Annotated in this window: 13 protein-coding genes and 1 riboswitch; all 13 genes read left to right on the top strand. The window is 43.1% G+C overall.

The annotated features are described in order from the left end of the window. Window positions 1-6: 6 nt before the first annotated feature. Entirely contained in the window at window positions 7-1,773 is a 1,767-nt protein-coding gene (locus DXC04_RS10625; RefSeq protein WP_117538305.1) for a V-type ATP synthase subunit A, read from the top strand. Between the two features lie 2 nt (window positions 1,774-1,775). After that, complete coding sequence (locus tag DXC04_RS10620) at window positions 1,776-3,149, top strand: V-type ATP synthase subunit B (RefSeq protein ID WP_021860231.1); 1,374 nt, start codon at window positions 1,776-1,778, stop codon at window positions 3,147-3,149. A gap of 28 nt (window positions 3,150-3,177) precedes the next feature. Beyond that, on the top strand, window positions 3,178-3,837 hold the full coding sequence (locus tag DXC04_RS10615; RefSeq protein ID WP_021860230.1) for a V-type ATP synthase subunit D: 660 nt from the start codon (window positions 3,178-3,180) through the stop codon (window positions 3,835-3,837). A gap of 98 nt (window positions 3,838-3,935) precedes the next feature. Further along, window positions 3,936-4,859, top strand: a complete 924-nt coding sequence (locus DXC04_RS10610) for a LysR family transcriptional regulator (RefSeq protein ID WP_021860229.1) — start codon at window positions 3,936-3,938, stop codon at window positions 4,857-4,859. 183 nt (window positions 4,860-5,042) lie between these two features. Next, window positions 5,043-5,516 (top strand): complex I 24 kDa subunit family protein, encoded by a 474-nt coding sequence (locus DXC04_RS10605; RefSeq protein WP_117538307.1) that lies wholly within the window; start codon window positions 5,043-5,045, stop codon window positions 5,514-5,516. A gap of 1 nt (window position 5,517) precedes the next feature. Beyond that, window positions 5,518-7,386, top strand: a complete 1,869-nt coding sequence (locus DXC04_RS10600) for an NADH-quinone oxidoreductase subunit NuoF (protein WP_118660979.1) — start codon at window positions 5,518-5,520, stop codon at window positions 7,384-7,386. Between the two features lie 11 nt (window positions 7,387-7,397). Then, a complete protein-coding gene (locus DXC04_RS10595) occupies window positions 7,398-9,101 on the top strand; it encodes a [FeFe] hydrogenase, group A (protein WP_118660978.1) in 1,704 nt (567 codons plus the stop codon). Window positions 9,102-9,179: 78 nt separating this feature from the next. Beyond that, window positions 9,180-9,608 (top strand): hypothetical protein, encoded by a 429-nt coding sequence (locus DXC04_RS10590; protein ID WP_021860225.1) that lies wholly within the window; start codon window positions 9,180-9,182, stop codon window positions 9,606-9,608. A 268-nt stretch (window positions 9,609-9,876) separates the two neighbouring features. Further along, entirely contained in the window at window positions 9,877-10,392 is a 516-nt protein-coding gene (locus tag DXC04_RS10585; RefSeq protein ID WP_118660977.1) for a shikimate kinase, read from the top strand. A gap of 170 nt (window positions 10,393-10,562) precedes the next feature. Beyond that, window positions 10,563-11,855: a UDP-N-acetylglucosamine 1-carboxyvinyltransferase gene (locus DXC04_RS10580; RefSeq protein WP_117538310.1), complete on the top strand. Its 1,293-nt coding sequence runs from the start codon at window positions 10,563-10,565 to the stop codon at window positions 11,853-11,855. A gap of 75 nt (window positions 11,856-11,930) precedes the next feature. After that, window positions 11,931-12,029, top strand: a riboswitch (SAM riboswitch). Window positions 12,030-12,192: 163 nt separating this feature from the next. Then, a complete protein-coding gene (gene metK / locus DXC04_RS10575; RefSeq protein WP_021860222.1) occupies window positions 12,193-13,380 on the top strand; it encodes a methionine adenosyltransferase in 1,188 nt (395 codons plus the stop codon). A gap of 77 nt (window positions 13,381-13,457) precedes the next feature. Further along, complete coding sequence (locus tag DXC04_RS10570; protein ID WP_118660976.1) at window positions 13,458-14,954, top strand: HAMP domain-containing sensor histidine kinase; 1,497 nt, start codon at window positions 13,458-13,460, stop codon at window positions 14,952-14,954. After that, window positions 14,947-15,636 (top strand): response regulator transcription factor, encoded by a 690-nt coding sequence (locus DXC04_RS10565; protein ID WP_021860220.1) that lies wholly within the window; start codon window positions 14,947-14,949, stop codon window positions 15,634-15,636. Before DXC04_RS10570 ends, DXC04_RS10565 begins: the two co-directional genes overlap by 8 nt. The last annotated feature ends 5 nt before the right edge of the window (window positions 15,637-15,641 follow it).

The raw sequence follows: 15,641 nt of genomic DNA, 5'->3' as shown, positions 1-15,641 counted from the left end.
GTCCAAATGAGTACAGGTACGATTAAAAAAGTAGCAGGACCGCTGGTCATCGCATCCGGAATGCGAGATGCTAACATGCGTGACGTTGTACGTGTTAGTGAAAAGCGTCTGATTGGAGAGATCATCGAGATGCACGGTGATGAGGCATCAATTCAGGTATACGAAGAAACATCAGGACTTGGACCGGGAGAACCGGTAGAATCAACAGGGGCACCAATGTCAGTAGAACTTGGCCCTGGTCTGATCACAAGCATTTATGATGGTATCCAGCGTCCTCTGGATGATATTATGAAGATTTCGGGAAATAACTTACAGCGTGGTGTTGAAGTTGCTTCCCTGAAGAGAGACAAGAAATGGGAATTTGTTCCGGTTGCAAAAGTCGGAGAAGAAGTTGGAGCGGGAGATGTGCTCGGTACTGTTCAGGAGACAGCAGTTGTTGAGCAGAAGATCATGGTTCCTTATGGAGTAAGCGGAACAGTCAAAGAGATCAAATCCGGTGAATTTACGGTAGAAGAAGTTGTTGCAGTTCTGGAGACGAAGGACGGAGACAAAGAGCTGACAATGATGCAGAAATGGCCGGTTCGTACAGGACGTCCATATGTGAAGAAACTGCCGCTGGATGCACCGCTTGTAACAGGACAGCGTGTTGTTGATACATTTTTCCCAATCGCAAAAGGTGGAGTTGCAGCCGTTCCGGGACCTTTCGGAAGCGGTAAGACAGTTATCCAGCATCAGCTTGCAAAATGGGCAGAAGCTGACATCGTAGTTTACATCGGTTGTGGAGAGCGTGGAAATGAGATGACAGACGTTCTGAATGAGTTCCCGGAACTGAAGGATCCGAAGACAGGACGTTCCCTTATGGAAAGAACCGTTCTGATCGCGAACACATCCGATATGCCTTTCGCAGCCCGTGAGGCATCTATTTATACAGGTATTACGATTGCAGAGTATTTCCGTGATATGGGATATTCTGTAGCATTGATGGCAGATTCTACATCCCGTTGGGCAGAGGCGCTTCGAGAGATGTCAGGACGTCTGGAAGAGATGCCTGGTGAGGAAGGTTACCCGGCATACTTAGGTTCCCGTCTGGCAGAGTTCTACGAGAGAGCCGGACGTGTAGTTTCCATCGGTAAAGATGCAAGAGAAGGTTCCCTGTCCGTAATCGGAGCCGTATCTCCTCCGGGTGGTGATACATCAGAGCCGGTATCACAGGCAACCCTTCGTATCGTTAAGGTATTCTGGGGACTGGATTCCGCACTGGCATATAAGAGACATTTTCCGGCTATTAACTGGCTGACCAGTTATTCGCTGTATCTGGATAATATGAAAGACTGGTTTAATGAAACCGTTGCTCCGGACTGGATGGATGACCGTCAGAGAATGATGAGCCTTCTGACAGAAGAAGCAGCATTGGAAGAGATTGTACAGATGGTAGGTATGGATGCATTGTCTCCGTCTGACCGTCTGAAGATGGAAGCAGCAAGATCTATCCGTGAAGATTTCCTGCATCAGAACTCTTTCCACGAAATAGATACTTACACACCACTTCGTAAACAGTATTTGATGATGAAACTGGTTCTTGCATTCTATGATCAGGCTTCAGAAGCTCTGAACAAAGGTGCATCCATGAAAGATCTTCTTGTAATGGATGTCAGAGAGAAAATCGGTCGTTATAAATATACATTAGCTGAAAATATTGAGACAGAATATGAGAAGATCATGGATGAACTCGGTAAAGAAGTAGCAGGAACGATCGGGAAGGAGGACTTCTAATTATGCCAAAGGAATATAGAACAATACAGGAAGTTGCCGGACCGCTGATGATGGTAAAAGGTGTAGAAGGCGTTAAATACGACGAGCTTGGTGAAATCGAACTCGCAAGCGGAGAAAAACGACGCTGTAAAGTACTGGAAGTAGATGGAGATGACGTAGTAGTACAGCTCTATGAGAATGCTGCCGGTATTAACTTAAGTAACAGTAAAGTACGTTTCCTCGGACGAAGCATGGAGCTTGGTGTATCTGCGGATATGCTGGGACGTGTCTTCGATGGACTGGGACGTCCGATTGATGATGGACCGGAGATTTTGCCGGAGGAAAGAAGAGATATTAATGGTCTGCCTATGAACCCGGCAGCCCGCGTGTACCCGGAAGAGTTTATCCAGACAGGTGTATCTGCCATTGATGGTCTGAATACATTGGTTCGTGGACAGAAACTGCCAATCTTCTCTTGTTCCGGTCTGCCACATTCCCAGCTGGCAGCCCAGATTGCAAGACAGGCAAAGGTACGTGGAACAGATGAGAAATTTGCCGTTGTATTTGCTGCAATGGGTATTACATTCGAAGAGTCTAACTACTTCATCGAGTCATTCAAAGAGACAGGTGCGATTGACAGAACCGTTCTGTTTATCAACCTTGCAAATGACCCGGCTGTAGAGCGTATCGCAACTCCTCGTATGGCACTGACAGCAGCAGAATATCTGGCATTTGAAAAAGATATGCACGTTCTGGTTATCCTGACAGATATCACGAACTACGCAGATGCGCTGCGTGAAATTTCCGCAGCGAAGAAAGAGGTACCTGGACGTCGTGGATATCCAGGATATATGTACACAGACCTTGCAACAATGTATGAAAGAGCCGGACGTCAGAGAGGTAAAGACGGAAGTATCACTATGATCCCAATCCTGACTATGCCTGAGGATGATAAGACACATCCTATTCCTGATCTTACCGGATATATCACAGAAGGTCAGGTAATCTTAAGTCGTGAGCTGTATCGTAAAGGATTACAGCCGCCGATTGATGTATTACCGTCTCTTTCCCGTCTGAAAGATAAAGGTATCGGTGAAGGCAAAACAAGAGCAGACCACTCCAATACGATGAACCAGTTATTTGCTGCGTATTCCCGTGGAAAAGATGCAAAAGAACTGATGACAATCTTAGGAGAAGCTGCCTTAACAGAGATTGACCTGAAATATGCAGAATTTGCAGAAGCATTTGAAAAAGAATATGTTTCCCAGGGATATGACAACGACAGATCTATTGAGGAGACACTGGAAATTGGCTGGAAATTATTGTCTATGCTGCCAAGAGCAGAGTTGAAACGTATCGACGACAAATTCTTAGACCAGTATTATGGAAAGCAATAATCAGGTAATGGAAATAAGGAGGTAGCGAATGGCATCGAAACAGATCACTCCTACCCGGATGGAACTGACCAAGACGAAGAAGAAGCTTGTTACAGCAAGAAGGGGACATAAGCTCCTGAAAGACAAGCGTGATGAGCTGATGCGTCAGTTTCTGGAGCTGGTAAAGGAGAACATGGCACTTCGTCAGAAAGTAGAAGCCGGAATCCTCTCTGCAAATAAGAACTTTGTTATAGCCAAAGCCGGAATGGATGAGGCTACGTTGAATACCGCACTGATGGCACCAAAACAGGAAGTAAATCTGGAAGTAGGCAATAAAAATGTTATGAGCGTTGACATTCCTGTGTTCAATACGAAGACAAGGACTGCTGATGCCAATGATATTTATTCTTATGGATTTGCATTTACATCCAGTGATCTGGATGGTGCTGTAAAATCACTGGCGGACATTCTGCCGGATATGTTGAAACTTGCGGAGACAGAAAAAGCATGCCAGCTTATGGCGGCTGAGATCGAGAAGACAAGACGTCGTGTAAATGCGCTGGAGCATGTGACAATTCCGGAGGCTCAGGAGACAATCAAATATATCACGATGAAGCTGGACGAGAACGAGAGAAGCTCTCAGATCCGTCTGATGAAAGTAAAAGATATGATGCTTGAAGAAGCACATCACTACAGCGAAAGAGCTTAGAATGAAAAGGCGATACAAAAGATGTGTCGCCTTTTCGTTTCGCGTAGAGAATAAGGCGGAACGGAACATCGGCATCATGGAAAAGGGAAGAGATACAAATGAATTTGACGGATTTCAAATACATTATTGAAATAGATAAAAGAGGATCGATTTCACAGACTGCAAAAGAGATTTACATTGCGCAGCCAAACTTAAGCAAAGCAATTAAAAATGTAGAAACAGAATTTGGCATACAGATTTTTAAACGCTCCTCAAAAGGAGTACAGGCGACAAGAGACGGACAGAATTTTCTGGAATATGCCAGAAAAGTCATCCGGGATGTTGATGAGCTAAGGGAACATTATGGAAAAGAACGCAGTGAAAAGCTGACACTTCGATTTTGTGTGCCCCGGGCCAGCTATATTGCGCATGCTTTTGCCGAGTATATCAGCAACCAGGATGACCAGATGGAGATGGATGTGGATTTCCGGGAGACAAGTACGATGACGGCAATCGACAGTATCGGTCAGAATGGATATGATCTTGGAATTATACGGTATCAGCGGAGAAAGCAGGAGGATTACCAATCGCTTCTTCAGCTTCGGAATCTGGAAATGCAGGTGATCAATGAATTTGATTATTTACTTTTGACTTCCGCAGACGGAGAACTTGCAGAAAAGGATTTTCAGTCTCCGGGAGAATTATCGGACGGAGTAGAAATCTTACATGGAGATTCCAGGCTCCCGAACGGAGAATATATTGAATTTTACCGGGAAGGAAGGGAAGCCTATCATCCGAAAAAGAAAATATATATTTTTGAAAGAGGAAGTCAGTTTGATATTTTAAGAGAAGTGAAGAACAGTTATATGTGGGTATCTCCGCTGCCGGAAAAGATGCTGGAACGGTATCATCTTGTGCAGAAGGAAGTCGGATTTCTAAGACATAAAATGAGGGATGCACTGATATATAAAAAAGGATATGTGATGAATCAGAAAGAAAAAGAATTTCTTGAGCATCTGAGAAGGAAAATTGAAGAAATATAATTGTCTAGAAGAAAGAAGGTGTGCCTGAGGGTGCATCTTTTTTTAGGATATATAAAATTCTATATGGAAGACATCGGATATTGATATAAACATATCAATAATTTCTATGATATAATATACAATAAATTGATAAAAAATAGCCAATATCAGGGAAAAATGAACAAAAAGGAGGATGAGGATATTATGTTAGATACATCGTATTATGAGAAAGCAGATGAAATCATAGCAAGACACACAAGAGAAGAACGATCATTGATCCCGATTATCCAGGATATTCAGGAGGAGTACAGATACCTGCCACCGGAACTTCTGACATATGTGGCAAAACAGATCGGGATTACGGAAGCAAAGGCGTACAGCGTGGCAAGTTTTTATGAGAATTTTTCTTTCGAGCAGAAAGGCAAATATGTCATTAAAGTCTGTGATGGAACAGCCTGTCATGTGAGAAAATCCATTCCGATCCTGGAACGTTTGTATAAGGAACTCGGATTAAATGATAAGAAGCATACATCAGACGATCTGTATTTTACTGTGGAGACGGTGTCCTGTCTGGGGGCATGTGGTCTGGCACCGGCGATTACAGTAAATGATGTTGTGTATCCTAAGATGTCACCGGAAAAAGTAGTGGATCTGCTGAAAGAGTTGAGAGGAGAATAACATGAAGATAGAGAACAGAACGGAATTAAAAGAATATCGTACTGAATGTCAGAAGCGGCAGCGTGCGAAATGTCGCGTTTTGATCTGCGGTGGAACAGGATGTCTGGCCGGGGGTTCAGATAAAATTTACCAGAAAATGCTGGAACTGACAAAGAATGACGGGAATGTATCGGTGGAGTTCGGCGCAGAGATTGCACATACCAAGGTTATGAAGAGTGGTTGCCACGGATTCTGTGAAATGGGACCGCTGGTGAGAATCGAACCACATAATTATTTATATATTAAAGTGTCGCCGGATGATTGTGAAGAGATCTATCAGAAAACAATCTGCGAAGGAAAATCGATTGAACGTTTGTTATATCATATGGACGGACAGGTCTATGCTTCACAGGAAGAGATCCCATTTTACGCAAAGCAGACGAGACTTGTATTGAAAAACTGCGGACATATCGATGCCGATCACATCGAAGGAGCGATGGTGGTCGGAGCATATTCTGCATTAGAAAAAGCATTGTTTGAGATGACACCGGAATCCGTGATCGATATGATTTATGAGTCAAATTTAAGAGGACGTGGCGGTGCAGGATTCCGTACCGGACGTAAATGGAAACAGGTAGCATCCCAGAAGGAAAAGATTCGTTACGTAGTCTGTAACGGTGACGAAGGTGACCCGGGCGCATTCATGGACAGAAGTATTATGGAGGGTGATCCGCACCGCATGATCGAAGGTATGATGATCGCTGCATATGCGGTTCAGGCGCAGGAAGGATATATTTATGTCCGTGCCGAATATCCGCTCGCGATCCAGAGACTGGAGACGGCAATCCATCAGGCGGAAGAGATTGGAATTTTAGGAGATCATATCCTGGGAACAAACTTCAGCTTCCGTTTACATATCAACCGAGGAGCCGGAGCATTTGTCTGCGGCGAAGGAAGTGCGCTGACAGCATCTATTGAGGGCAAACGTGGTATGCCGAGAGTAAAACCGCCGCGTACAGTACAGCAGGGACTCTGGGCAAAACCTACAGTATTAAATAACGTTGAGACTTACGCAAATGTACCAATGATCATTCAAAACGGCGCAGAGTGGTATCTGGGTATCGGTACACCGGAAAGCCCGGGAACAAAAGCATTCGCATTGACAGGTAATGTAAGAAACACAGGACTTATCGAAGTGCCGATGGGAATTACTCTCCGGGAAGTTATTTATGATATCGGTGGAGGCATTCAGAACGGTAAAAAGTTCAAAGCGGTTCAGATCGGCGGACCATCGGGCGGATGTCTGACAGAGAAACAGCTGGACAGCAAGATGGATTTTGATTCGCTGGCGAAGATCGGAGCGATGATCGGTTCCGGCGGACTTGTTATTATGGATGAAAATACCTGTATGGTAGAAGTAGCCCGGTTCTTTATGAGCTTTACGCAGAGAGAATCCTGTGGAAAATGTGTGCCATGCAGAGAAGGTACAAAAAGAATGCTGGAGATTCTTGAAAGAATCGTAGCCGGAAATGGAAAACCGACAGATATAGATGAGTTGCGTGAACTGGCCGATATGATTGAGAGTACCGCGTTATGCGGACTTGGAAAGAGTGCGCCAAAACCGGTTATCAGTACATTGAATGCATTTGCAGAAGAATATAGAGAACATATTGAGGAAAAGAAGTGTAAAACAGGGGTTTGTACAAATCTCAGACAGTTCCAGATTGATCCGGACATCTGTAAAGGATGTTCCAAGTGTGCAAGAAATTGTCCGGCTGGAGCAATTGAAGGTGAGTTGAAATCACCGTATCACATTAATCAGGAGAAATGCATTAAGTGCGGAGCCTGTATGGAACAGTGTCCGTTTAAGGCAATTTCTGTTGCCAGATAGGAGGAAACGTCATGGGAGTAATGACTATAGATGGAAGAAAAGTAGAATTTACGGATGAACCGAATATTCTTACCGTCATTCGTAAAGCAGATATTGATATACCAACCTTATGTTACCATTCAGAACTGTCTGTATATGGTGCCTGTCGTTTATGTACAGTAGAAAATGATAAAGGAAAAACATTTGCATCCTGTTCCGAACCACCGAGAGACGGAATGGTGATCTATACAAATACACCGCGCCTGATGAAGTATCGGAAATTAATTCTGGAGTTACTTCTGGCAGCGCACTGCAGAGACTGTACAACTTGTATCAAAAGTGGAGAATGTCAGCTGCAAAGCCTTGCGCACCGGATGGGTGTTATGGATGTCCGATTTGAAAATACGAAAGAATTACAGCCGATCGATGACAGTTCGCCGGCGATCGTGAGAGATCCGAATAAATGTATTTTGTGCGGTGACTGTGTACGTATGTGTGACAATGTGCAGGCAGTAAATGCAATTGATTTTGCATATCGAGGAACAAAAGCGCTGGTAACACCTGCATTTGATAAGAAAATTGCAGAGACCGACTGCGTGAACTGTGGACAATGCCGGGTTGTATGTCCGACAGGCGCAATCAGTATTAAGACCAACATGGATGTTATCTGGGATCTTCTTGCAGATAAAGATACCAAAGTGATCGCACAGATCGCACCGGCAGTCCGTGTGGCAGTAGGAGATCAGTTCGGTCTGCCGCGTGGCGAAAATGTTATGGGTAAATTGGTAAATGTCCTGCATCGTATGGGATTTGATGAAGTATTTGATACATCTTACGGTGCGGATCTTACAGTTATAGAAGAGTCGGAAGAACTTTTGAATCGGCTGGAATCCGGAGAAAAATTGCCACTCTTTACATCCTGCTGTCCTGCATGGGTAAGATATTGTGAAAACCGTTATCCGGAATTTGCCGAGAATCTTTCGACCTGCCGGTCACCACAGCAGATGTTCGGCGCTGTAGTACGGGAATATTATAAAGATCCGGAGAAGAATCTCGGAAAACGAGTGGTATCTGTATCTATTATGCCTTGTACAGCGAAGAAAGCTGAGATTTTACGACCGGAATCTTCAACAAACGGTAAGCAGGATATCGATTATGTACTGACAACAACCGAGCTCGTTTCCATGATTCGCAAGTCTGGTATCCGTTTTGAGAATCTGGAAATTGAAGCGTCAGATATGCCATTTGGAATCGGATCCGGTGCCGGAGTGATCTTTGGTGTAACCGGCGGTGTGACCGAAGCGGTTTTGAGACGTCTGCGTAAAGGACATAACCGTGTAGATATGGATAATATCAAATTCAGCGGTGTGCGTGGAGAGAAAGGCCTGAAAGAAGTAGAATTTGATTACAACGGCAGAACCATTCGTGCGGCAATCGTAAGTGGTCTCAGAAATGCAGATGCACTTTTGAAGCGGATCAAGGCCGGGGAAGTACACTATGATTTCGTAGAAGTAATGGCATGTTACAGAGGCTGTGTCATGGGTGGTGGACAGCCGGTACCGGCCGGACCGAGAACAAAATCAGCAAGAATGAAGGGTCTTTATGATTCAGATGTGAATACCCAGATTAAGAAGTCCAATGAAAATCCGTTGGTTCAGACGTTGTACGATGGCTTGCTGAAAGGAAAAGAACACAAACTTCTGCATCGGAATTTTGAAGCCGCAAAAAATGAATAACAGAAAAGATTTCAGGGAACAGCTTATGAAAAAATGCATATAATAAAGCAGATAATTTCCCTGGAAGGAGCAGAACCGATGAGCGAGAAACTGCCTTTTTATATGGCATATCAAAATCAGCTGCCAATCGATACAGCCTGGGAGCGGGAAAACAGCCGGGATGTATCTTATATGAAGAGTATGTATCCGGCCGAAGTGAAAAAGATTCTGCCATATGTAGAGGCAGAATGCGACCGGCTGGAATATGACGTCAGTATGATTTATGATGAGTATCCGGATCGTTTGCAAATACAGATGATATGCGGTCGTGTTTATGCAAATGTGAAAGGTCAGATCGACTTTGCAGATAAGCAGAAGGATAAAACAGATGATCTTCCGACGAAAATGGAAGATGACTGGCTTCGTGAGCTGGTGTGGGTAATGACCTGTCAGGAGATATGCCGCCGAAGGCAGGAGCGGAGAAACTTTCAGAGAAAATATTATTTTCTGAATGAGAGTGTATCCTGAAGAGATAATTTATACAAAATAAGAACCGGAGGAATAAAAGGATTTCCGGTTCTTATTTTTTATGGTAAAGTATCCGTTGGCAGATCAGGCAGAGCGGTATTGGTAGAATTGGTCAGAAAATGATAAAAAATGAGTTCGAATCTTGTAAAGGCAGTAGATTCTGAAGCAAGAAGTGGACGAAAAAGGAATCTTATGTTAAAATGGATAGGATTAAAATGTAATAAGTATCAAAAGATTTCAAACAAATACAGACTAAAGGATGAAAAATATGAAGAATATCGTATTTATCGGAATGCCGGCATCGGGGAAAAGCACAGTCGGTGTTGTTGTTGCTAAGAGACTGGGATATAAGTTTGTAGATACAGATCTGGTAATCCAGGAAGTGGAGAAGCGTTTGCTTAAAGAGATTATTGCAGAAGAAGGAAATGAAGGTTTCTTACGGATTGAAGACCGGGTGAATGCGGAGATTCAGGAAGAGCGTGCTGTTATCTCGCCGGGAGGAAGTGTTGTATATTGCGAGAATGCAATGAGGCATTACAAAGAGACCGGAACGATCGTATATTTACATACGTCGTATGAGACAATAAATAACAGACTCCATAATGCTAAAAACAGAGGTGTTGTGTTAAAAGACGGTCAGAGATTAAAAGATCTGTATGAGGAGCGTACCGCATTATTTGAACGGTATGCAGATCTCACGATCAGTGAGGAAGGACGGGATCTGGAAGAGACAATCGAGGAAGTTCTTCGTGTGCTTGAAAACGGATTAAATGTTACAAAATAATTACATAAAATTAAAAAATATTTTACAAATGTTGGATTTGTGCTATAATAGCAAAGACTCAGGAAGTGGGAGTCTTCCTGTTTTAGATTTTTAAGAGAACAAAATGGGCATAACTGCTATATCCAATATGCTTATATCATAGACAGCAATATTATATAGAGGTGTGGTTAATGGAACAGTATATTATTAAAGGTGGCCATCCGTTAGTCGGAGAGGTCGAAATAGGGGGAGCAAAGAACGCGGCACTTGCAATTCTTGCGGCTGCGATCATGACAGATGAGACAGTTAAGATTGATAATCTTCCGGATGTCAACGATATTAATGTATTACTGGACGCAATTGCCGGAATCGGAGCGACAGTGAATAGAATTGACCGTCATACTGTGACGATCAACGGAAGAGGCATTCATGATTTCAGTATAGAATATGATTATATTAAAAAGATCCGTGCATCTTACTATTTACTTGGCGCAATGCTCGGAAAGTACAAACATGCGGAAGTGGCACTGCCGGGAGGATGTAATATCGGAAGCAGACCGATTGACCAGCATCTGAAAGGTTTCCGTGCACTGGGCGCAGAAGTAGAGATTGAATATGGTAAGATCATGGCAGAAGCTGAGAAGCTTGTTGGTAAACATATTTATTTTGATGTTGTCAGTGTAGGCGCTACGATCAATGTAATGATGACGGCTGCGATGGCAGACGGTCTTACAATTATGGAGAATGTGGCTAAAGAGCCACACGTTGTAGACGTGGCAAACTTCCTGAACAGCATGGGAGCGAATATTCGTGGTGCAGGAACAGATGTGATCAAGATTCGTGGAGTCAGACAGCTTCACAGTACAGAGTATTCAGTTATTCCGGATCAGATTGAGGCCGGAACATTTATGTTTGCGGCAGCGGCAACCAGAGGAGATGTGACAGTATTGAATGTCATTCCGAAGCATTTGGAAGCTACGATTGCCAAACTGGAAGAGATTGGCTGTGAGGTAGAAGAATTTGACGATGCAGTGCGTGTTGTATCCAAGGGAGATCTTACAAGTACACATGTGAAGACACTTCCATATCCTGGATTCCCAACGGATATGCAGCCACAGATTGGTGTGACGCTTGCACTTTGCAAGGGAACAAGCACAATTACAGAGAGTATTTTTGAAAATCGTTTCAAATATCTGGACGAACTTGCCAGAATGGGAGCGAATGTCAAAGTGGAAGGCAACTCAGCAACTATCGAAGGTGTTGAGAAGTTCAGCGGAGCAAGAGTGAGTGCACCGGATCTCCGCGCAGGAGCTGCACTTTGTATTGCAGGACTTGCAACAGAAGGCATTACAATTGTAGATGATATTGTATATATCCAAAGAGGATATGAGAGATTCGAAGAGAAGCTCAGAGGTCTTGGCGGTGTCATCGAAAAAGTAGAAACTGAGAAAGAAATTCAGAAATTCAAATTAAAAGTTGGATAAATCAGTTGACAAGAACAGTTAAAACGTGTAAAGTTCTATAAGGTAACAAAGAAAATAATAAATATTGCTAACTTTCTCTTATTCAGAGCAGTGGAGGTACAAAGGATCTGTGAAGCTGCGGCAACCCCCATCATGGGAAGGTGCCAACCTGAGCGAGTAATCGAACAATAAGAAGATTGATATATGAGAATATAAACAGTCCACTTGTTGTGGACTGTTTTTTTCGCATTGTGGATGATTATGTGGATAACATAAAAAGGGACAGGTCTTTTTTAAAAGGGGACGGGGATTTTCTGGAAAATCCCCGTCCCCGGGAGAAAGTAGAAGGGAGAATGACATGGAAAAAAGATTATTTACATCCGAGTCCGTTACAGAAGGACATCCGGATAAAATGTGCGACCAGATTTCAGACGCGATTCTTGATGCACTGATGGAACAGGATCCGATGAGCCGTGTGGCTTGTGAGACAACAACAACGACAGGTATGGTTCTCGTTATGGGTGAGATCACTACAAATGCTTATGTTGATATTCAGAAAATCGTACGCGATACAGTAAAAGAGATTGGCTATACAAGAGGAAAATTTGGATTTGACGCAGAGACATGTGGTGTGATCACAGCAATTGACGAGCAGTCTGGAGATATCGCTCTTGGAGTTGATAAAGCGTTGGAAGCAAAAGAGCATACAATGGGCGATGATGAGATTGATGCGATCGGAGCCGGTGACCAGGGTATGATGTTCGGATACGCAACGGATGAGACTCCGGAACTGATGCCATATCCGATTTCTCTGGCGCATAAACTGGCAAGAAAACTTACAGAAGTAAGGAAGAACGGAACGCTTTCTTATCTGAGACCGGATGGAAAGACACAGGTTACAGTAGAATATGATGAAAATGATGTTCCGAAACGTCTGGATGCAGTTGTCTTATCTACACAGCACGATCCGGATGTGACACAGGAGCAGATTCACGAAGATATTAAGAAATATGTATTTGACACAGTACTTCCGGCAGAGATGGTAGACGAGAATACAAAATTCTTTATCAACCCGACAGGACGTTTTGTTATCGGTGGACCACACGGAGACAGTGGACTGACAGGGCGCAAGATCATTGTAGATACTTACGGTGGAATGGCACGTCACGGCGGCGGAGCATTCTCAGGTAAAGACTGCACAAAGGTAGACCGTTCAGCAGCGTACGCAGCACGTTACGTTGCGAAAAATATTGTTGCAGCAGGACTTGCCAAGAAATGTGAAATCCAGCTTTCTTACGCAATCGGAGTTGCTCATCCGACTTCCATTATGGTAGATACATTTGGAACCGGTAAAGTATCTGATGAAAAACTGGTTGAGATCATCCGCGAGAACTTTGATCTCCGCCCGGCAGGAATTATCAAAATGCTGGATTTGAGAAGACCAATTTACAAGCAGACAGCAGCTTACGGACACTTTGGACGTACAGACATCGACCTCTCCTGGGAAAAGACAGATAAGGTGGATGTACTGAAAGCATATTTATAAAATTTTTAGAAATGTTTACAGGCGCTTTGATGTGAAGCGCCTTTTTTCATGCTATACTTGAGTCTGGAGGTGTTCCTATGAAAATAAGAACAAGACTTGTGATAGCATTTTTAACGATTACGCTGATTCCGATTATATTGACAACAACTATGGGAATAGTCCTGTGCAGACATCAGATCAGCTCAATCGAAAAGACATATGGAGTTACTGATACAACCTGGGAGAGCTTATCAAATTCTATGCAGGTATTGTCAAAAGTAACTGAGAAGCCGTATGAAGAACTAAAGAAGATTATTGCCGAAGATCCGGAAGAGATGGGCGATGCGACCAGACTTGAGAAAGTAAATAAAAAACTGGAAAAGAAAAAAGCCTATCTGCTTGTGCGAAAAGGAAATACAATTGTTTACATTGGTACAGACAGTGGGGAAACAAAATATGTGATCCGTCAGCTTCCGAAGTATGGTGAGGCAGATGCCGATGCGAAAAATGGACTTTATCTGGGTGGCAATGCTCAGGTACTGATCAAGCAGATTGATTTTAAATATCGAAGCGGAGAAAAAGGAAGCGCATTTATCGTTACAGACATGAAGAACGTTATACCAGAAGTGGAGGAGCTTTTTGTAGACTTGATCTGTGTGGTTGTTATTGTTTTAATCGCAACGGCATTTATTTTGCTCATGTGGATCTACCGCGGAATCATGCGTCCGTTGTCAAAGATGAAGAGGGCAGCTTATAATATCAAAGAAGGTAATCTGGATTTTGAGATCAAACCGGAGTCTGATGATGAGCTCGGCCAGCTCTGCAGTGATCTGGAAGATATGCGTAAGCGGTTAAAGGACAGTGCAGAAGAGAAGATTCAGTTTGACAAGGAGAACAAAGAGCTGATCAGTAATATCTCCCATGACCTTAAGACACCGGTGACAGCAATCAAAGGATATGCAGAAGGAATCATGGACGGAGTAGCGGATACACCGGAGAAAATGGACAAATATATCCGGACGATCTATAATAAAGCGAATGAGATGAATACACTGATCAATGAGTTGACATTGTATTCCAAGATTGACACAAACCGTATTCCATATAACTTCAATATTATATCTGTAAATGATTATTTTACAGATTGTGCAGAAGATTTGTCGCTGGAACTGGAGTCAAAAAATGTAGAATTTGAATATTTTAATTATGTAGATCCAGAAGTGAAAGTGATTGCAGACGCGGAACAGATCAAGCGTGTTGTGCATAATATTGTAAATAATTCGTTGAAATATATGGATAAAAGAAAACCGATCATCAATCTTCGTGTAAAAGATGTCGGTGACTTTATTCAGGTTGAACTGGAAGATAACGGCAAAGGAATTGCAGCCAAGGATCTGCCAAATATTTTCGACCGTTTTTACAGAACGGATGCTTCAAGAAATTCTTCCAAAGGCGGAAGCGGTATCGGGCTTTCTATTGTTAAGAAGATTGTGGAAGAGCATGGTGGTAAGATTTGGGCAACCAGCAGAGAAGACACAGGAACAACGATGTATTTTGTTTTGAGAAAATATCAGGAGGTACCATTGAATGAGTAAGATTTTAATAGTTGAAGACGAAGAGACGATTGCAGATCTGGAGAAAGACTATCTGGAACTGAGCGGATTTGAAGTGGAAGTTGCAAATGATGGAGACAGTGGACTTGAGAAAGCACTTCAGGAAGAATATGATCTTCTGATTCTTGATCTGATGCTTCCGGGGGTAGATGGATTTGAAATCTGTCGGAAGGTCAGAGATGAGAAGAACACACCAATCATTATGGTATCAGCAAAAAAAGATGATATTGATAAGATTCGTGGACTGGGATTGGGAGCGGATGATTATATGACAAAGCCGTTCAGCCCGAGCGAGTTGGTGGCACGTGTGAAAGCACATCTTGCAAGATATGATCGGTTGATCGGAAGCATGGCAGAAAAAAATAAAGTGATCGAGATCCGAGGACTTAAGATTGACACGACTGCAAGAAGAGTATGGGTAAATGGAGAAGAGAGAACATTTACAACAAAAGAATTTGATCTGTTGTCATTTCTTGCGGCACACCCGAATCATGTGTATTCCAAAGATGAACTGTTCCAGAAAATCTGGGATATGGAATCTGTCGGTGACATCGCAACTGTAACCGTGCACATTAAGAAAATCCGTGAAAAGATCGAGATGGACACATCCAACCCTCAGTATATCGAGACAATCTGGGGTGTCGGATACCGTTTCAAAGTATAACAATT

Origin of the sequence: Dorea sp. OM07-5 (assembly GCF_003481355.1) — a bacterium.
GTDB lineage: Bacteria > Bacillota > Clostridia > Lachnospirales > Lachnospiraceae > Dorea_D > Dorea_D hominis.
Note: the sequence above shows the minus strand (reverse complement) of the source record. Positions and strands in the feature narration are given on the sequence as shown.

Coding starts and splice junctions, on each gene's coding strand:
- DXC04_RS10625 (WP_117538305.1), top strand. CDS start 7: ATGAGTACAGGTACGATTAAAAAAGTAGCAGGACCGCTGGTCATCGCA.
- DXC04_RS10620 (WP_021860231.1), top strand. CDS start 1,776: ATGCCAAAGGAATATAGAACAATACAGGAAGTTGCCGGACCGCTGATG.
- DXC04_RS10615 (WP_021860230.1), top strand. CDS start 3,178: ATGGCATCGAAACAGATCACTCCTACCCGGATGGAACTGACCAAGACG.
- DXC04_RS10610 (WP_021860229.1), top strand. CDS start 3,936: ATGAATTTGACGGATTTCAAATACATTATTGAAATAGATAAAAGAGGA.
- DXC04_RS10605 (WP_117538307.1), top strand. CDS start 5,043: ATGTTAGATACATCGTATTATGAGAAAGCAGATGAAATCATAGCAAGA.
- DXC04_RS10600 (WP_118660979.1), top strand. CDS start 5,518: ATGAAGATAGAGAACAGAACGGAATTAAAAGAATATCGTACTGAATGT.
- DXC04_RS10595 (WP_118660978.1), top strand. CDS start 7,398: ATGGGAGTAATGACTATAGATGGAAGAAAAGTAGAATTTACGGATGAA.
- DXC04_RS10590 (WP_021860225.1), top strand. CDS start 9,180: ATGAGCGAGAAACTGCCTTTTTATATGGCATATCAAAATCAGCTGCCA.
- DXC04_RS10585 (WP_118660977.1), top strand. CDS start 9,877: ATGAAGAATATCGTATTTATCGGAATGCCGGCATCGGGGAAAAGCACA.
- DXC04_RS10580 (WP_117538310.1), top strand. CDS start 10,563: ATGGAACAGTATATTATTAAAGGTGGCCATCCGTTAGTCGGAGAGGTC.
- metK (WP_021860222.1), top strand. CDS start 12,193: ATGGAAAAAAGATTATTTACATCCGAGTCCGTTACAGAAGGACATCCG.
- DXC04_RS10570 (WP_118660976.1), top strand. CDS start 13,458: ATGAAAATAAGAACAAGACTTGTGATAGCATTTTTAACGATTACGCTG.
- DXC04_RS10565 (WP_021860220.1), top strand. CDS start 14,947: ATGAGTAAGATTTTAATAGTTGAAGACGAAGAGACGATTGCAGATCTG.